Source organism: Cellulomonas sp. McL0617 (assembly GCF_049994875.1).
In the GTDB taxonomy this organism is placed as follows: Bacteria; Actinomycetota; Actinomycetes; order Actinomycetales; family Cellulomonadaceae; genus Cellulomonas.
Genome location: NZ_CP188256.1, coordinates 946,989 through 963,761, shown reverse-complemented (window position 1 = coordinate 963,761; position 16,773 = coordinate 946,989). Strand labels below are relative to the sequence as shown.

General features: G+C 73.6%; 9 protein-coding genes. 1 reads left to right on the top strand and 8 read right to left on the bottom strand.

Annotated elements, in window-relative coordinates; all coding sequences use genetic code 11:
- Positions 1–9: 9 nt before the first annotated feature.
- The 7 genes from ligA to ACPPVS_RS04305 form a co-directional block, all read right to left on the bottom strand.
- Positions 10–2,217 carry an NAD-dependent DNA ligase LigA gene (gene ligA / locus ACPPVS_RS04335; RefSeq protein ID WP_426594775.1) on the bottom strand — a complete coding sequence of 736 codons (2,208 nt, stop codon included), beginning with the start codon at positions 2,215–2,217 and terminating at the stop codon, positions 10–12.
- Between the two features lie 134 nt (positions 2,218–2,351).
- Positions 2,352–8,036: a toxin TcdB middle/N-terminal domain-containing protein gene (locus tag ACPPVS_RS04330; protein ID WP_426594773.1), complete on the bottom strand. Its 5,685-nt coding sequence runs from the start codon at positions 8,034–8,036 to the stop codon at positions 2,352–2,354.
- A gap of 4 nt (positions 8,037–8,040) precedes the next feature.
- On the bottom strand, positions 8,041–11,487 hold the full coding sequence (locus ACPPVS_RS04325; RefSeq protein WP_426594771.1) for a hypothetical protein: 3,447 nt from the start codon (positions 11,485–11,487) through the stop codon (positions 8,041–8,043).
- Between the two features lie 83 nt (positions 11,488–11,570).
- Positions 11,571–11,921, bottom strand: coding sequence for a hypothetical protein (locus tag ACPPVS_RS04320; RefSeq protein WP_426594769.1), 351 nt, complete (start codon positions 11,919–11,921; stop codon positions 11,571–11,573).
- On the bottom strand, positions 11,921–12,949 hold the full coding sequence (locus ACPPVS_RS04315) for a hypothetical protein (protein ID WP_426594768.1): 1,029 nt from the start codon (positions 12,947–12,949) through the stop codon (positions 11,921–11,923). The genes ACPPVS_RS04320 and ACPPVS_RS04315 overlap by 1 nt, the downstream gene beginning before the upstream one ends.
- The gene (mnmA, locus tag ACPPVS_RS04310) at positions 12,946–14,046 is read right to left on the bottom strand and encodes a tRNA 2-thiouridine(34) synthase MnmA (protein ID WP_426594766.1); all 1,101 of its coding nucleotides are present in this window, start codon (positions 14,044–14,046) and stop codon (positions 12,946–12,948) included. The genes ACPPVS_RS04315 and mnmA overlap by 4 nt, the downstream gene beginning before the upstream one ends.
- The gene (locus ACPPVS_RS04305) at positions 14,046–15,221 is read right to left on the bottom strand and encodes a cysteine desulfurase family protein (protein ID WP_426594765.1); all 1,176 of its coding nucleotides are present in this window, start codon (positions 15,219–15,221) and stop codon (positions 14,046–14,048) included. Before ACPPVS_RS04305 ends, mnmA begins: the two co-directional genes overlap by 1 nt.
- A 93-nt stretch (positions 15,222–15,314) precedes the next feature.
- On the opposite strand from ACPPVS_RS04305, the gene ACPPVS_RS04300 reads away from it, so the two are divergent.
- A complete protein-coding gene (locus tag ACPPVS_RS04300; protein ID WP_426594764.1) occupies positions 15,315–16,307 on the top strand; it encodes a phosphotransferase family protein in 993 nt (330 codons plus the stop codon).
- On the opposite strand, the gene ACPPVS_RS04295 is transcribed toward ACPPVS_RS04300, so the two are convergent.
- Positions 16,304–16,696 (bottom strand): PLD nuclease N-terminal domain-containing protein, encoded by a 393-nt coding sequence (locus ACPPVS_RS04295; protein ID WP_426594763.1) that lies wholly within the window; start codon positions 16,694–16,696, stop codon positions 16,304–16,306. The two genes, ACPPVS_RS04300 and ACPPVS_RS04295, sit on opposite strands and share 4 nt — an antisense overlap.
- Between the last annotated feature and the right edge of the window lie 77 nt (positions 16,697–16,773).

Sequence of the window (16,773 nt, the reverse complement as noted above, 5' to 3'; positions counted from 1 at the left end):
TCGCCACCCTCACGGGGCCGGGTCCGCTCGTGCGTCGTCGGCCACCCCGCTCGGTCCCTGCGCGAGAAGCCGCTCGAACCCGGCCTCGTCGAGGATGCGCAGCCCGAGCTCGCGCGCCTTGGACTCCTTGGAGCCCGCGTTCTCGCCGACCACCACGAAGTCCGTGTTCTTCGAGACGCTGCCGGCCGACTTCCCACCGCGGGCCAGGATCGCCTCCTTGGCCCCGTCCCGGCTGAACCGCTCGAGCCCGCCCGTGACCACGACCGTGAGCCCCTCGAGCGTGCGCGGCGCGGACTCGTCGCGCTCCTCGCTCATCCGCACGCCCGCCGCCGCCCACTTGTCGACGATCGCCTGGTGCCACTTGTCGTCCTCGCCCGGCTGCGCGAACCAGGCCACGACCGCCCCCGCGATGGTCGGCCCGACCCCTTCGGCCGCCCCGATCTCCTCCTCCGACGCCGACGCGATCGCCGGGATCGACGCGAAGTGCTGCGCGAGCGCCCGCGCCGCCGTCGGCCCGACGTGCCGGATCGAGAGCGCGACGATCACCCGCCACAGCGCCGCGCCCTTGGCCTTCTCCAGGTTGCCCAGCAGCGCCGACCCGGTGGCGTTCAGGTCCCCGGCCTCGCGCACAACGCCGCCGACCTTCGAGCTGGTCGAGAGCGTGAACAGCGGCACCCGTCGCAGCGCGTCGGCGTCGAGCGCGAACAGGTCGCCCTCGTCGGTGACCACCCCGGCGTTCAGGAGCGCGCTCGCGGCCTCCCAGCCGACCGCCTCGATGTCGAACGCACCCCGCGAGGCCACGTGGAACAGCCGCTCGCGCAGCTGCGACGGGCAGGAGCGCTGGTTGGGGCAGCGGATGTCGACGTCGCCCTCCTTGGCGGGCGCCAGCGTGGTCCCGCACGAGGGGCACTCGGTGGGCATGACGAACTCGCGCTCCGTGCCGTCCCGCAGGTCCACCACCGGCCCGACCACCTCGGGGATGACGTCCCCCGCCTTGCGCAGCACCACCGTGTCCCCGATGAGCACGCCCTTGCGCTTCACCTCGCTCGCGTTGTGCAGCGTGGCCATGGCCACGGTCGAACCCGAGACGAAGACCGGCTCCATGACCGCGAACGGCGTCACCCGCCCGGTGCGGCCGACGTTGACCTCGATGTTGAGCAGCTTGGTGTTGACCTCTTCCGGTGGGAACTTGTACGCGATCGCCCACCGCGGCGCCCGGCTCGTGGCGCCGAGCCGACGCTGCAGCGCGATCTCGTCGACCTTGACCACCACGCCGTCAATCTCGTGCTTGACGTCGTGCCGGTGCTCCCCCGTGTGCGCGATCATCTCCCGCACGCCGTCCAGACCCTCGACCACCCGCGAGTGGCCCGAGACCGGCACGCCCCAGGACGCCAGCAGGTCGTACACCTGGGACTGCCGCTCGATCCCGGTCCCGCCGCCCGGTGCCCGCTGCCACGCGCCGATCCCGTGCGCGTACATCCGCAGGTCCCGCGACGCGGTCACCCGGGGGTCCTTCTGCCGCAGCGAGCCCGCAGCTGCGTTCCGCGGGTTGGCGAACGGGCTCTTGCCCGACTCGACCTGCGCGGCGTTGAGCTGCGTGAACGCCTCGACCGGGAGGAACACCTCGCCCCGGATCTCGATCAGGTCCGGGTGCGTCGCCGGGTCGCCGCGGAGCACGTCGGGGATGGTCGAGATCGTGCGGACGTTCAGGGTCACGTCCTCGCCCGTGCGCCCGTCCCCCCGGGTGGCCGCCCGGACCAGGCGCCCCTTCTCGTACAGCAGCGCGATGGCCAGCCCGTCGATCTTGAGCTCGCACAGGTAGTGCAGCTGCGCGTCTGCCTCCAGGTCGCGGTGCACGCGGTCCGCCCAGGAGGCGATGTCCTCGTCGGAGAACGCGTTGTCCAGCGAGAGCATGCGCTCGACGTGGCTGACGGAGGCGAACTCGGTGCTGAACGTCCCGCCGACGCGCTGCGTGGGCGAGTCGGGCGTGCGCAGCCCGGGGTGCTCGTCCTCCAGCGCCTGCAGCTCCCGGAGGCGCTCGTCGTACTCCTTGTCCGACGCCACCGGGGCGTCGCGGATGTAGTACGCGAACTGGTCCGCGTCGATGAGCTCGGCCAGCTCGGTCCACCGGTGCCGCGCCTCGGCGGGGATCTCGTGGTCGGGCGATGCGCTCACCGATGCTGCGCTGACGGGGGCGTCGTCGATCTCTTCGCTCACGGTCCCATCATGGCGTGCACCGCCCACAGGAGGACGTCGAACGGACCCGCGTCAGGTCCAGGTGTCGTCGGTGCCGATCCCGGCGTGGCTGTCGGCCATCTGCTCGGTCCAGGCCGAGCTGCCGCCGCCCGCGATCATCTCGTCGACGAACCCGATGAGGTGCACGGCCGACCCGAACGCCCCGAGGCCAGCCCGTGCCCGGTCTCGTGCGGGACGTCGCCGTCGGGGCTCGTGTTCTTGGAGTCGACGAAGACGAAGTGCCCCATGTCGTAGGCCGTGTCGATGGGGTTGGCGTCGGAGAACGCGCCGCCCTTCATGACGAAGCTGCACGTGGCCAGGTCGAAGCTGATCGACGTGATGGCCAGCCCCGGCACCTGGTTCCCCGTCACGCCGGCCAGGATCAGGTTGACGGCGAAGAAGGCGAGGCCGATGCCGTTGACCAGCCAGGTGGTCGGCATGAGCCAGCTGCTCCAGCCGAGGATCACCTGGTAGGCGGCGCTCTGCCGGATCCCGTCGAACACGCTCAGGAACCCGATCACGCCGAGCGCCAGGCCGATGGCCGGGCCGAAGATCGCCGAGGCGAACACGACCGTCAGGCCCGCGTTGAACCCGATGAGCATCCCCTTGAGGAAGTCGCCGAGCGCCGTTCCCCGGGCCGCGGACGCACCGGCGTAACCGGCGATCGTCAACCCGATGATGAGCCCGATCGCGAGCAGCCCGGCCCCGATGCCGGACGCGAACGCCGCGATGGTCAGCACCGCGACCGCGATCCCGATGATGACCCCGACGATCCCGCCGAGCACGGTCCAGAAGCTCGCACCGTCCGGGTCCACGTTGTTGACGGGGTCGTTCGCGCAGTACGCGTACAGGTCGAGCCGCCGCGGGTCGTCGACGCCCTTCTCGGGATGGTGCAGGAAGTAGCCGTCCGGGCTCAGGTACCGCGCGATCGTCGGCGAGTACCAGCGGCGCTGCGCGTAGTAGAGCTCGGCGTCGGCGTCCCACTCCTGGAACGCGAACACCTGGGTCGGGGCCGGGCCGGTGGCCTGGGCCGAGTTGCCGAACGCGCGGTAGTCGATCCTCGCGATGCGGGTGCCCGCGGCGTCCGTGAAGAACGTCGCGCTGGCGCGCGGGTCCGTGTGGATCCAGTGCCGTACTCCCCCGTGGTCGACGGCGATCCGTAGCCCTTGCAGCACCGCGTACGTGACGAGGTTCCCGTCCCGCACCTCGGCGTACGGCCCGAGGAAGACGGTGTCGGGACCCCCCGTCACGGTCTTGTGAACCCGCGAGCCCCGGTGGTCGTACTCGTAGGCGACCGTGGTCCCGTCCGCGCGCACGACCGAGGCGAGCTGGCCCTTGGCGTCCCACGCGAACGTCCGGCCCGGGAGGGCCCCGAGCCGGCCCGCCACGTCGTAGCTGAGGTCACTCGGCGCGCCGCCGTCGACGGCGAGGGTGTCCGGGCGCGTCGGGTGCGCGACGTCGCCCGCGGTCAGCACGGCACCGTCCGTCCCGAGGAGCGTCCGGGCCTGGTACGTGAAGTCCTCGTCCACACCACCGGGGCGGGCGTCGGTGGTGCCGACGAGCTGCCGCAGCGGGTCGTACGCGAAGGTGACCCGACCGTCCGGCTCGTCCACGGAGGTGCACTGACCGAGGGCGTCGTACCCGTAGGCCGCGTCCTCGAGCACGGCGCCGCCGACCCCGACCGTGCGCTGGGCGACCACGCGGGCGGTGCCCGCCGCGTAGCTCGTGGTCCGCACCACCCCGTTGGCGTGCGTGACCGTCGTCGCCAGCCGCCGCGGTTCGTAGTCGACGAGCGTCAGGACGCCCGGCACCGACCGCACCAGCCCGCTGTCGTACCGCTCGTACACGGTGGCGCTGCCGTCCGGCTGCACGAGGCGGACCAGCTGGCCCAGCGCGTCCCGCTCGAAGCCGAGCGTCCACGACCGGCCGCCGACCGCATAGGTCCGCGACGCCACCCGGCCCTGGGCGTCGTACGCGAACGTCTGGCTGCCGCCCGGATAGGTGGCCGTCCGCAGCCGGCCCACCCCGTGGCTCGGGGCGTCGTCGTACGTGTAGATCTCGCGCTGCACCCCGTCGACGGCGAACGACACGATGCGTCCCATGCCGTCGTACGACGCCGACATCCGCGCGCCGGCCGGGTCCACGACCTCCACCGCGCGACCGCGGGCGTCGTTCAGCGTGCGCCACGTGCCGGCGTCGCGGTGGGCGACCTCGACCCGGTTGCCCAGTCCGTCGTAGGCGTACCGGGCGACCACCCCGTGCGCGTCCGAGTGCACCGAGAGGTGGCCGGTGGCGTCGGGTGCGTAGGTGGTGGTGACGCCGGACTCCTCCACGGCCACACGCCGGTGCGCAGCATCCACCCGGTCCCGGCGCTCGACGCCCAGGGCGTCGGTCGAGACGATCTCGAACGGTGCGTAGCGCGTGGACGACACGGCGCCGTCGTGGTCGGTGGTCCGCACCGGTCGGCCCTGGCTGTCGTACTCGAACCGGCGGCTGGTGCGGCCGGTCAGGTCGGTCGGCGCGTAGTCGAGGGCGGCCTCGAACGTGGGGTCGTACTCCGCGGCCGCGTCCCCGAACGGGGTGCGGACCACGCACCCGCTGACGATCACGCGACCCGCGGAGAGCACCTCACGGCGCTGCTGCTCCCGGCCGAGGCCGTCGAAGACGATCGCGGAGTCCGCGGTCGCCGCCTCACCGTGCCGCAGGCGCCGACGGACGGTCACGACGCCCGGGACGGCGTCGAGGTAGGCGTATGTGCGCGACGGCATCGCGAGAGTGTCGCCCGGCAGCACCACGGACGTCAGGCGGCCCTGCGCGTCGTAGCGCATGCTCACGGTCGTGCCGTCGGGGTCGACGACCGAGACGGGCTGCCCGGTCGCCAGGTCGGTCGCGACGGTCGTGGTGCCCTGCGGCGTCGTGGACGTCGCACGGTGCGTGCCCGACGCGTCGTAGGTGTAGGTGGTGGTCTGGCCGGGGGTGCTGCGCACACCGACCAGGCGTCCGGCGGTGTCGTGCGCCTGCTCCACGGCGACCGCGAACAGGGCGTCGCGCCCGTCGGCGTCCGGCAGCACCTCGTAGCCCAGGCCGCCGACGTCCGCCGGGAGCGTGTCGTCGTATCGCGCGTGCGCGTCCTGGACGGTCATCGCCCAGCGCAGCTCGCGCGTGAGCAGCCCCTGGTCCACCAACCCGGCCGCGAGGCCGACGTAGTCCGGGCCGTCGTAGAACCGCCGCACCTCGCCGATCAGCACACCGGCGCCGTCACGACGCACGATCGAGGCCGGCTTGCCCAGCACCCGGCCCTGCGGGTGCACCGCGAACGTCAGCGTGGTGTCCAGGGCGATCTCCGGCACGGGCGCCCCGAGCGAGGTACCGCGGTGACGCAGGTGCTCCGCGACCACGTCGCCACCGTCGTCGTAGTCCAGCGTGCGCTCCTCGGCGCGCTCGTCGTCGGTGCGTTCCCGCCAGCGTCGTGCGGTCCGCTCCACCCGGACCCAGCCGCGTGCGGCGGGCTCGAGCGTCTGCACCGAGTAGTCGGTGTCCTCCACCAGCACGGGCTGGTCCTGGAGCGCCGAGCCGTCGAGCTGCAGGTGCTCGACCCGGGAGAGCAGCTTGTTCAGCAGCGCCTGCTCCGGGCCGTTCCCCGGCAGCCGGTCCGCGCCGACGACGAAGTGGTGCACCACCCGAGACGTCGGCCGGGACGCGTCACCGATCTCGTCGCGCTCGACGCGGGCGAAGCCCTCGAAGCTGCGCTCCCGCTCGTCGTACCAGCCCTCGTGGTAGCGGTAGGCGGTGCGGCTCGTCTGCCCGGACACGCCGTCGGTGACCGTCGTGGCCGACACGACCGCGACGGGGAACGGCACCTCGTCCGGCCACGGCCGGCCTGCGAATCGGTCGCGCTCGGAGTGTGCCGCGGCGGTGTCGTACTCGACGGTTGCGACGAGGCCCGCGCCGTTGTCGGTCCCCGTCAGCAGGTAGCCCGACCCCGCCGTGGGGTCGTAGCGCACGTAGCCCGTCGCGGACCCGCGCGGCGAGCACCAGAGCACGGCGCTCCCGCGGCCGCTCGCTCCCGGCACGGCCGACACGGTCCCCGGGATCGGCGTCGGCACGAGCGGGTCGAGCACGGGCGCACCCCAGGAGGCACCGGAGAGGTTGGGCACGATCTGCACGCCGGCGGCCCCGACGAGCACCAGGTCGGCGCAGCCGTCGCCGTCGACGTCGGTCAGCAGCAGCTGGGTGCCGTCGTCGGTGCGGACCCGGGGGCTCCCGGTCATGAGCACCGGTGCCGCGAACCGGCCCCGACCGAGGTTGGGCCAGTAGGTGACCTGACCGGACCGGACGCGCACCAGGTCGGCCAGGCCGTCGCCCGTCATGTCTGCGAGCAGCACCGCCGGGTCCGTCAGGTCCGGCGGGTCCACCAGGCGCGCCAGCGGGTCGTCGTCGGCCAGGTCGGCCAGGACGACATGCGCGGCTGCCGCCCAGCCGTCGGCGCCGAGGTTGTGCCACCACACGATCGTGCGGCCCACCTGCCCGAGGGCGTCCACCCGCCCGTCGCCGTCCAGGTCCGCGAACCGCGTCGTCGTCCCCAGGTCCGGGGTGGTCGCCGATCGCGGGTAGGCGACGTAGGACTGCCAGTCGTGGGCCCCGTCCGCGTAGCCGCGCGGCAGCGCGGTGCCGACGCCGACGAGCAGGTCGACCGCGCCGTCGCCGTCGATGTCGACCACCTGCAGGCGGCTGTCGCGCACGCCCTGGAAGCCGACCGGGACGCTGGACAGCCGGCGCGGGGCGGTGAAGTCGCCGCGCACGTCCTGCGGCCAGAACCACAGGCCCCCACCCCGGCCGGCCAGCACACCCGGCAGCGGACCCGCGTCGAGCTGCGTCAGCAGGGCGTCCGGGTCGGTCAACGGCGGTGGCGGGTACAGCGCATCGGAGCCGACGAACCGCGCGTGCCACGCGGCCGGGTCGGGCACCGCGTAGGTGAACCGCTGCGCCGGTCGGGCGAGGTCGCCGGAGCCGTCGGTGGCCGGGCCGAGGCTGGTGAGCCGCACCTGCGTCAGCAGCGACACCTGCGCGTCCTGGTAGGTCAGGTCCCAGCGCCGGACGGCGCCGACGCCCTGCACCTCCAGCGTGATGCTCGCGCACCGCCGGGTGGTCAGCCGCATCCACCCCGCACGCCCGTTGCGCAGGACGTCCGGCCGGTCCTCGTACCCGAAGGACACGGTGTGCACGGCCCACGAGACGCTCGTCAGGTAGGGCGTCCCGTCCTGCACCGACCAGGCGTACGTCACCGCGTTTCCGCTGGCGTCGAGCACGCGCTCCGGCAACCACTGGAGCACCCGATCCGGATGACCGGGATCGGCCACCCGGGCGGCCGGTGACAGGCCCAGCTCGACGGTGCCGCCGTCGCGCTGCAGAATCGTCCAGCCGTCGCCGGTGCGCTCGAACCGGTCGAACGCCGACTCCTTGCGGGCCCGCCAGTGCCCCGCCGACACCTCGACGATCTCCACGCCGTCGGCGAGGTACCGCGCCTCGACGTCGCCGGGTACCCCGAAGTCCAGCCGCTGCTCCACGGTCCGCACCGGCAGCGCCCAGCCCATGCCGAGCACGCCGTTGCCGGCGTTCTGGCTGTAGACGAGGTCGAGCTTCGCCACCTGTCCCGCGACGCCCTTGGGCACGGGGATCGGGATCGTGTAGGACGCCTGGCCGGTGTTCAGGTTGAGCCCGAACGACTCGCCGAAGCCCGGGGCGTTCCCGCTCCCGGCCGGCGCGCTGACTGCCTGCTCGGAGGTGGCGCCGTCGCTCATGGTCTCAGCGCCAGGTGAACGAGTAGTCCTGGTACACCGACACGTCGGTGATCCCGGACAGGTCCGGGACGCCGCCGGGTCCGACCGCGAGCGTCGGGTTGTCCGCCGCCGTGATGTGCACGGTGAACCTGTCGGCCACGCCGCCCCCGAGCAGGCTCGCCACCGGCGCGCCCTGCACCAGACCGTCAGCGTCGGTGGTGAGCACCAGCTCGGTCCCGGTCGACGCGGGCGTGAGCCGGACCACGGTTGCCGGCGCGCCCGAGACGCGCAGCGTGAACGACGTGCGGACCAGGTCCTTCTGCGTCCGCGGCAGGTCGGCCGCGGACACGACCAGGTCGCCGCTGCCCTGCGTGCGCAGGAAGAACAGCTCGTCGGGCGCCTGCAGCCGCAGCGACGTCGCCCGGCCCGCCGTGCCCGTGGTGGGCAGGCCCGCCTTGACCGTGCCCTCCAGCCCGCCGTCGAAGAACGCGTCCAGATACACCACCAGGTACACGTCGAGCAGGGCCGACAGGTCGACCTCGTTGGTGCCCAGCGGCAGCTCGAGCCGCCACATCGTCGCGGCGCCGTTGTTCTCGAACAGGCGCAGCTGCTGGGAGTCCGCGCGCAGCACGATCGCGTCGGTCCGCGCGTCGTACAGCGAGAGCGGCAGGACGTCCGGGGGGTAGACCAGCTGCTGGACGCTCCCGTCGGCGGCGCGGAAGTGCGACACCCCGATGTTCCGCAGCGTCCCGTGCACCCCGGAGGCGGCGCTGACGCCGACGAACTGCACCTCGACCGCGCGGACCTTGTGCAGGTAGAAGCCCGGGTACAGCCGGTCGAGCTGCTCGAGCGTGGTCTGCAGGTTGGCGACGCCGGTGGTGCGCAGGGCACGCAGCGCGCTGGGGTAGAGCTGGGCCAGGGAGAAGGACACCTTGATCGGCGCCTTCTTCGACCGCGTGCTGGTCAGGAAGTCGACCGTGAAGAAGTCGACGTCGCGCAGCAGGACGTCGGAACCGAGGACGTCGCCCGCGCCGGCGTTGCGGTAGTCGAGCCGGATCTTGTGCAGGTCGCGGGCGGTCTCGGCGGCGTAGGCGCGCTGCATCAGCCACGCCACGCTGGTCGCCATGTCCAGGTAGTCCGCGGCCAGCCCCTTCATCACCTGGGCCATCTCGTACCAGTGCCGGCTGCTGAACTCGCGCAGGTCGAGGAACTCGCGGTTGGCCTCGGCCTGGGCCTGCTGCAGCTGGGCCACCGCGACCCGCTGCTGGGCCACGGCGACGCCGGCCTGCGCCTGGACCACCTGCGCCTGGGCGACCGCCTGGTACGACTGCGCAGCGGCGACCTCGCGGTCGAGGCGCCCCTGCTCGAGGTCGTCGGTGAGACTGGCCCGCTGGGCGGCCAGCCGCTGGAGCACGGTGTTGCGCGGCTCGTGGTCCGACCCGAACGAGTCGTACCCCGTGATGGTGAGCTTGACCTCGTCGTCGTGGTCCACCGCGGACGCCTGCGCCCAGGCGTCGAGCTCGGTGAGCTCCTCGAGCTCCCACCGGACGTCCCCGAACGCGGTCGACGCCTCCTGGGCGTTGGTGAGCTGTGTGGTCGCGTAGTCCTTGCTGCGCTGCGCGACCGCGACGCCGGCCTGCGCCTGCGCGACCCCGTCCTGCTCCAGCACGACGCTCGCGGCCGCGAGGTCGACCTGCTGGTCCATCTGGTCCTCGCGGAACTCCTCGTTCTCGGCCTGGCTCTTGAACTGGATGTACGCCTGCTCCATGGTCCCCGCGTGCTCGGCCAGGTAGCGGGCGTTGGTCTGCAGCGCCTCGAAGCTGAACGGGGGCAGGTAGTCCGGCGCGAACCCGAGGAAGTTCTGGCCCGCCGCGATCTGGCTGAGCCGCAGCCGCGCCCGGGTGAGCGGCAGCGCGACGGCCGGGTTGTCGTCGACGCTCGTGGGGTCGGCCGCCGCCGCGATCGCCGCGGCCCTGACCTTGAGCGCGGCGAACCGGGCGTCGGCGTAGAGCGGCGACGTCGCCGGGACAGTGCCGTCCGAGCCCACGACGAGGTGGTACTTGACGGCCGCGGCGGGCCAGCCCGCCGCGGAGTCGCCGGCGGCGCGGTAGATCGAGTCGCCCCAGGCCACGTAGGTCTGCGCGAGCCGCGTCCACACCTGGGTGACCTCAACGTTCAGGTTGAGGTACGGGTAGGTCAGCGCGTTGCGGTATGCGGTCTCGGCCGACGCGTAGTCGCCCGACGCGAGATAGCAGTCGCCCAGGCTCATCGGGATGACGAAGAAGTAGATGTAGGGCAGGTACGCGACGAACGTCGTCGCCGGGAGGCCCTGGACGTACAGGAGGCCGAGGTCGTCGGTCACGGCCATCGTCTCGTACAGCGCGGTGAGGTTCCCGGCCTTGTCGCCGGCGAGGCTCACCGTGCTCGAGGCGTCCGTGCCGAGGATCGTGAACGTGTCCACCGTGCGCAGCTCGCCGACGTAGGCCAGGGCCTGCAGAGACGGAGTCTCGGCCTGGCTGATCGGCTCCGGGATCGCGCCGGCGAGCTCGAGCCCGGGCGCGCCGTCGATCCGGCGGAACGGGAGGCCCCGGCCCGGACCCACCACGGTCCGCCCGGTCAGCGCGCGGGTCGGGGCGTCGGCGACGCCGGTGACCCCCGTGACCCCGAGCTCGAAGATGCCCAGCTTCTGGCTCACCGCACCGGCCTGGGCCAGCACCTCCTTGGCTCGGGCGTCGTCCCCCTGCCGCTCGAAGAGGCCCGAGAGAGCTGCGAGCGCGGACACCTGCCCCTCGCCCGACCCGGCCTTGGTGAACAGCTCCTGCGCCGTGGTGAGCTCGGTCGTCGCCGCGTCGGCCCTGCCTGCGCGCTCGAGCACGAGCCCCAGGTCCTGGTGCAGGTGCGCGACGAGCGCCAGGTCCTGGTCACCGGCGGCCTTGATCGCCTGCGTGTACGCCTTGGCCGCACCGGCGAAGTCGCCCGCGACGACCGACCCGGCGGCCCCGGTGAGCAGGCCGTGCACGGTGTCCAGGGTGCTCGACACGCCCGCGCCGAACACCTGCGGGTGCGTCACGAGCTCGGCCGGGTCCGGCGGCACGGGCCAGACGATGCCGGCGGGCACCGTGCTGAGCGGCGGGAGCGTCCGGCTGGCGGACTCGGCCGCCATGGCGAGGAACGCGGGCAGCTGGGACGAGGCGTAGGACACCTCCCACTGCGGGTACGACGGCGCCGCGACCGGCAACGTCGGGTGCGCGGTCTTGAGGATCAGCGCCTGCAGCTGGCTGTAGCCGCGGATCGCAATGCCGAGCTCGTCGTCGAGGTGCGCCTGCCGAGCCGCCGCCAGGTCGTTCTGCACCTGTCGCTCGAACGCCGAGGTCGCGTCGTCCACCTCGTACTGCCCCGTCGAGGTCGCGGCGACGATGGCCCGCAGGTCCTCGAGGTGGGAGTACTTGATCTCGCTGGCGTACGCCTTCATGACCGCTCCTGGTGTCTGGGACTCGCACCGAAGAGAAGGGTCGATCGAGCACAGATACACCCGGTATCGGGTGATCCGTCCGGTCAGGCGCGCGCCTGCCGCAGCCGGGGCTCGACGAGCACCCCGACGCACACCGCCGCGCCGCCGACGGCGAGCAGGGCGGCGACACCGGTCAGCCGCGGGGACGCCGAGGCCACCACGACGTCCTGCGGCTGCCCGTCGACGTCCCAGGTGCACACCCCGCGCGGCGGGAAGACGGTGTACCGGATGTGCGACCCGGGCAGGTCGGCGGCATAGGCCTGCAGGCAGGGCGAGTCGCCCGCCTGCGAGGCCTGCAGCGTCCGCGCGCCGATGCCGATGAACGCGACCGCGAGGATGACGAGGCCGACGAGCGCCGTCGCGGACGCCAGGAGCAGGACGAGCGGACGACGCATCAGGACTCCGCACGTTCGGCGACGAGGCGCGCGGCGCGCACCAGTCCGGCGAGCACCGCGCGGGCGTCGTCCGGCGACCCGACGCCCGTGGCGTCACCGGCGAGCAGGACCACGTCGCGCAACGCCGCGGCCGGCAGCCCGACGGACCGCCACGGCCGGAGCAGGAGGTCGGCCTGCCCTGCGACGTCCGGGCCGGCGCACTGGGAGGACGCCTGCGGCGGCAGCTCGGGCCAGAACGCGAGCCCGCCCTCGACCACCTCGGCGACCCGCTCCCACGACCGGTCGTCGAGCGCGGTGACGGCCAGGGCGAACCCGTCGGCACCCGACGCCCGGATCGCACCCAGCGACGACCACGCCGCGCCGCCGTGCACGACCACGGAGGCGGCGCCGGCGGCACGCAGCCCGGTCGCCACGGACGTCAGGTGCCCGGCCGCGACCGGCCCGGGCACCGACCGCAGCGCCGAGTAGCCGGAGAACGACGGCAGCACCCCGGCCATCACCTGCGCGAGCAGCGGTTCGTGCAGGAGCACGGACGGAACGATCCCGGGGACGGCGCGGCTCAGTGCGCCGAGGTGCGCGGCCAGCCCGTCGGTGAGCGAGGCGGCGAGCTCGCGGACCGCGCCGGCGTCGGAGATCACCCGGTCGCCGCGCGCCAGGTAGAGCGACGCGGCGAGCGTGAGCGGTCCGAGGACCGGCACGACGAGCGGCCCGACGTAACCGTGCGCGGCCACCGCGAGCGCATCGACGTCCTCTCGGACGAACGCCTGCGCGCGTCCGAGGTCGCCGCCGGGGTGCGCGGCGAGCTTCCAGCCGTGCGCGCCGAGCTCGGTCGGCAGGTCCGCCAGCAGCGCGGACGCCCGCCCGACCTGGTCGCTCCACGGCCCGCGCGCCGGCAGCGTGACGGTGAACGGCAGGCCGTCCACCTCGCCCGACGGCGTGTCCAGCAGGTCGCCGACGACCACGCTCTGCGCCTCGAGCACGTCGGTGCCGGGCCACGGTCCCGTGCCCGTGACGGACGGGCGGCTCACCGAGCAGCGCCGACGGCGGACCGGACGGCGGCCGTCACGGTGGCCTGGCCGAGCACGCGGGTGCCGTCGTAGAGCACCGCGGACTGCCCGGGCGCGACGCCGCGCAGCGCGCCGTCGACCGACACCGAGACCGATCCGTCGGGCAGGACGCGGGCGCGCGCCGGTACGGCGGCGCCGTGCGCCCGCACCTGCAGCGCGCACTCGAAGGAGTCGCCCGGAGCGGCGAACCACACCGCCCGGTCCGCCTGCACGACGTCGACGGACAGGTCGTCGGCGGACCCCACGACCACGCGGTTGTGCACGGGCTCGACCGCGAGCACGTACCGCGGCTTCCCGTCGGGCGCGGGGCGTCCGATCGACAGCCCGCGCCGCTGCCCGACGGTGTAGGCGTACGCGCCGTCGTGGGTGCCGAGCACCGCACCGGCCTCGTCGACGATCTCCCCCGGCTGCGACCCCAGCCGCGAGCGCAGGAACCCCTGGGTGTCCCCGTCGGCGACGAAGCAGATGTCGTAGGAGTCGGGCTTGGCGGACACCGACAGCCCGCGTGCGGCGGCCTCGCGCCGGGTCTCCTCCTTGGACGCGACGTCGCCCAGGGGGAACAGGGAGCGCGCCAGCCGCTCGGGGCCCATCACGGCCAGCACGTACGACTGGTCCTTGGCGGCGTCCGCCGACCGGTGCAGCTCGCGCGAACCATCAGGACGATCGACGATCCGGGCGTAGTGCCCCGTCGCCACGGCGTCGAAGCCCAGCGCCACCGCCTTGTCCAGCAGCGTCGCGAACTTGATGTGCTCGTTGCACCGCACGCACGGGTTGGGCGTCCTGCCCGCCTCGTACTCGGCGACGAAGTCCGCGACGACCGTCTGCTCGAACTTCTCCGACAGGTCCCACACGTAGTACGGGATGCCCAGCACGTCGGCGGCCCGCCGGGCGTCACCGGCGTCCTCGATCGAGCAGCAGCCGCGCGAGCCGGTGCGGAACTGGTCGCGGGTGCGGGACAGGGCCATGTGCACGCCGACGACGTCGTGCCCGGCGTCGACCGCGCGCGCCGCCGCCACGGCGGAGTCGACGCCGCCGGAGAGTGCCGCCAGGACACGCATCAGGACACCGTCGCCAGGCCGGCCGCGCGCGCCCGCTCGACCACGGCGGGCAGCACGGTGAGCAGCGTCTCCACGTCGGACGCGACCGACGAGTGCCCGAGGCTGAACCGAAGCGCACCGCGCGCCTCGATCTCGTCGACCCCCATGGCCAGCAGCACGTGGCTCGGACGCGGTACGCCCGCCTGGCAGGCCGACCCCGTCGACGCCTCGACGCCCGCCGAGTCGAGCAGGTACAGCAGCGAGTCGCCCTCGCAGCCACCGAACGTGAAGTGCGCGTTCGCGGGCAGGCGCCCGTTCCGGGGACCGCGCAGGACGGCACCCGGGACCGAGTCGAGGACGCCGGCCACCAGCGCGTCGCGCAGCGCGCCGACCCGCGTCGCAAAAGTCTCCCGGCCCTGGACGGCGGCCACGACGGCCGTCGAGAAGGACGCGAGCAGGGCCGCGTCGAGCGTCCCGGACCGCACGCCGCGCTCCTGCCCGCCGCCGTGCTGCACGGGCGTCAGCTCGAGCCCGCGCCGGGCGAGGAGCGCCCCGGCGCCGCCGGGTCCCCCGACCTTGTGGCCGGTCAGGGTGAGCGCGTCGAGCCCCGACGCACCGAAGTCGACGGGCACCTGCCCGACGGCCTGGACCGCGTCCGCGTGCACCGGCACGCCGTACTGGTGGGCGAGCGCGACGACGTCGGCGAGCGGCTGCAGCGCACCGACCTCGTTGTTGGCCCACATCACGGACAGGAGCGCGGCCTCGTCACCGTGCTCCGACAGCTCCTGCGCCAGGGCGTCGACCACGAGCACACCGTCGGAGTCCACCGGAAGGAGCACCAGCTCGGCTCCCGCGTGCTCGGCCATCCAGAAGGCCGGGTCGAGGACCGCGTGGTGCTCGACGGCCGACACCAGGATCCGGCGTCGTCGCAGGTCGTGGGTCCGACGGGCCCAGAACAGCCCCTTCACGGCAAGATTGTCGGCCTCGGTCCCGCCGCCCGTGAACAGGACCTCGCTCGGGCGCGCGCCCACCGATGCCGCCAGGCGCTCGCGCGACTCCTCGACCACGCGACGCGCGGCCCGGCCGGACGCGTGCAGCGACGAGGGGTTGCCGGTGAGCGCGAGCTGCTCGACGAGCACCCGCGTGGCCTCGGGGAGCATGGGCGTGGTCGCCGCATGGTCGAGATACACGCTCACCCGCACAGTCTACGAACGGGGCGGCGCTCGGTCGGACACCAGTGCGTGGGACCACCCGTCAGGGTGTCGACATCACCTGGCAGGATGTGCCGCGTGAGTGCCGACGACGTCATCGCCCTCCCGCTCGCCTTCAGCGGCCAGCGGCTGGACTGGCGCGACCTCCCGCGGCACATCCGGACCCGGATCGCGGAGCTCGCCGGCTCCCAGGTCACGGCCGAGATCAGCGCGACCAGCGGCTTCAGCCCCGGGTTCGCGGCGGTGCTCGAGCTGGCTGACGGACGCGGCGTCTTCGTCAAGGCGGTCTCCGGCGAGCAGAACCCGGTCTCCCCCGACCTGGCCCGCGCCGAGATCCGCGTCGCACGTGCCCTTCCGCCGCAGGTGCCGGCGCCCCGGCTGCTCTGGTTCTCCGACGACGACGACTGGGTGATCCTGGGCTTCGAGGTGATCCACGGCCGTTCCCCGGAGCTCCCCTGGAAGCCCGCCGACCTCGCGGCCGTGGCCGACGCGCTCGGCGCGCTGGCGGACGCCGAACCCCTGCCGGGCCACCGGCTGCCCCGCACGGACGATCTGCTGGCCGACGACTTCCGGGGCTGGCGTCGGCTGACGGCGCTGGACGACCAGGACCAGGAGCGGTACGCCGAGGTGGCGGGCGACCTGGGCCGGTGGGCGTTCGACAACCGCGAGCGGCTGGTGCTGTGGGAGCAGGAGGCGCTGCGCGTCTGCTCCGGCGACGCGCTCGTGCACGGCGACCTGCGCGCCGACAACGTGCTCATCGACCCGGACCACGACCACCGCGTCTGGCTGATCGACTGGCCGCACGCGAGCGTCGGCGCGCCGTGGCTGGACCTCGCGTTCATGCTCCCGAGCGTCGCCCTGCAGGGCGGCGGCGACGCGGCGACGAACTTCCGTGGCCACGCGGTGTCCGAGGGCGTGCCCGACGACGACCTGCGCGCCGGCCTGGCGGGGCTGGCCGGCTACTTCGCGTGGAGCTCGCGGCAGCCGCCGCCGCTGGGGATCCCGAACCTGCGCCGGTTCCAGGCCGCGCAGGCGGTGGCCACGCTGCGTTGGCTGAGGGACCTGGCCTAGGACGGTTCGTCCTCCTCCTTCAGCCGCGCCTCGCGCTCGCGCAGCTGCTGCTCCCACTCGCGGAGCATCTGCTCGTGCTTGTCGTCCGAGGCGCGCACGCCGGCCAGGAACTGCGGGTCGTCGTCGGGCGACCCGGGACGCGGCCGCTCGTACTCGGGGAACCCGGCGGTCTGCGTCGACGGCCACGGCACGCTCCGGCCGCGCGAGGACCGCTCCGGCCGCCCGGCGACCAGCCACGCGATCGACCCGACGACGGGCACGAACACGATGAGGAAGACCCAGAACGTCTTGGGCAGGTTTCGGACCAGGACCGAGTCGGTCTGGATGCAGTCGATGAGGCAGTAGACGAGCAGTGCGAGCTCGATCAGGTACGGCGCAAGACGCAGCATGGGACTCCCCTGGAGACGACATCGACCCGCACCGTAGCGGTGCCGAACGAGTGCCGTCAGCCGGTTCACCCGGTCGG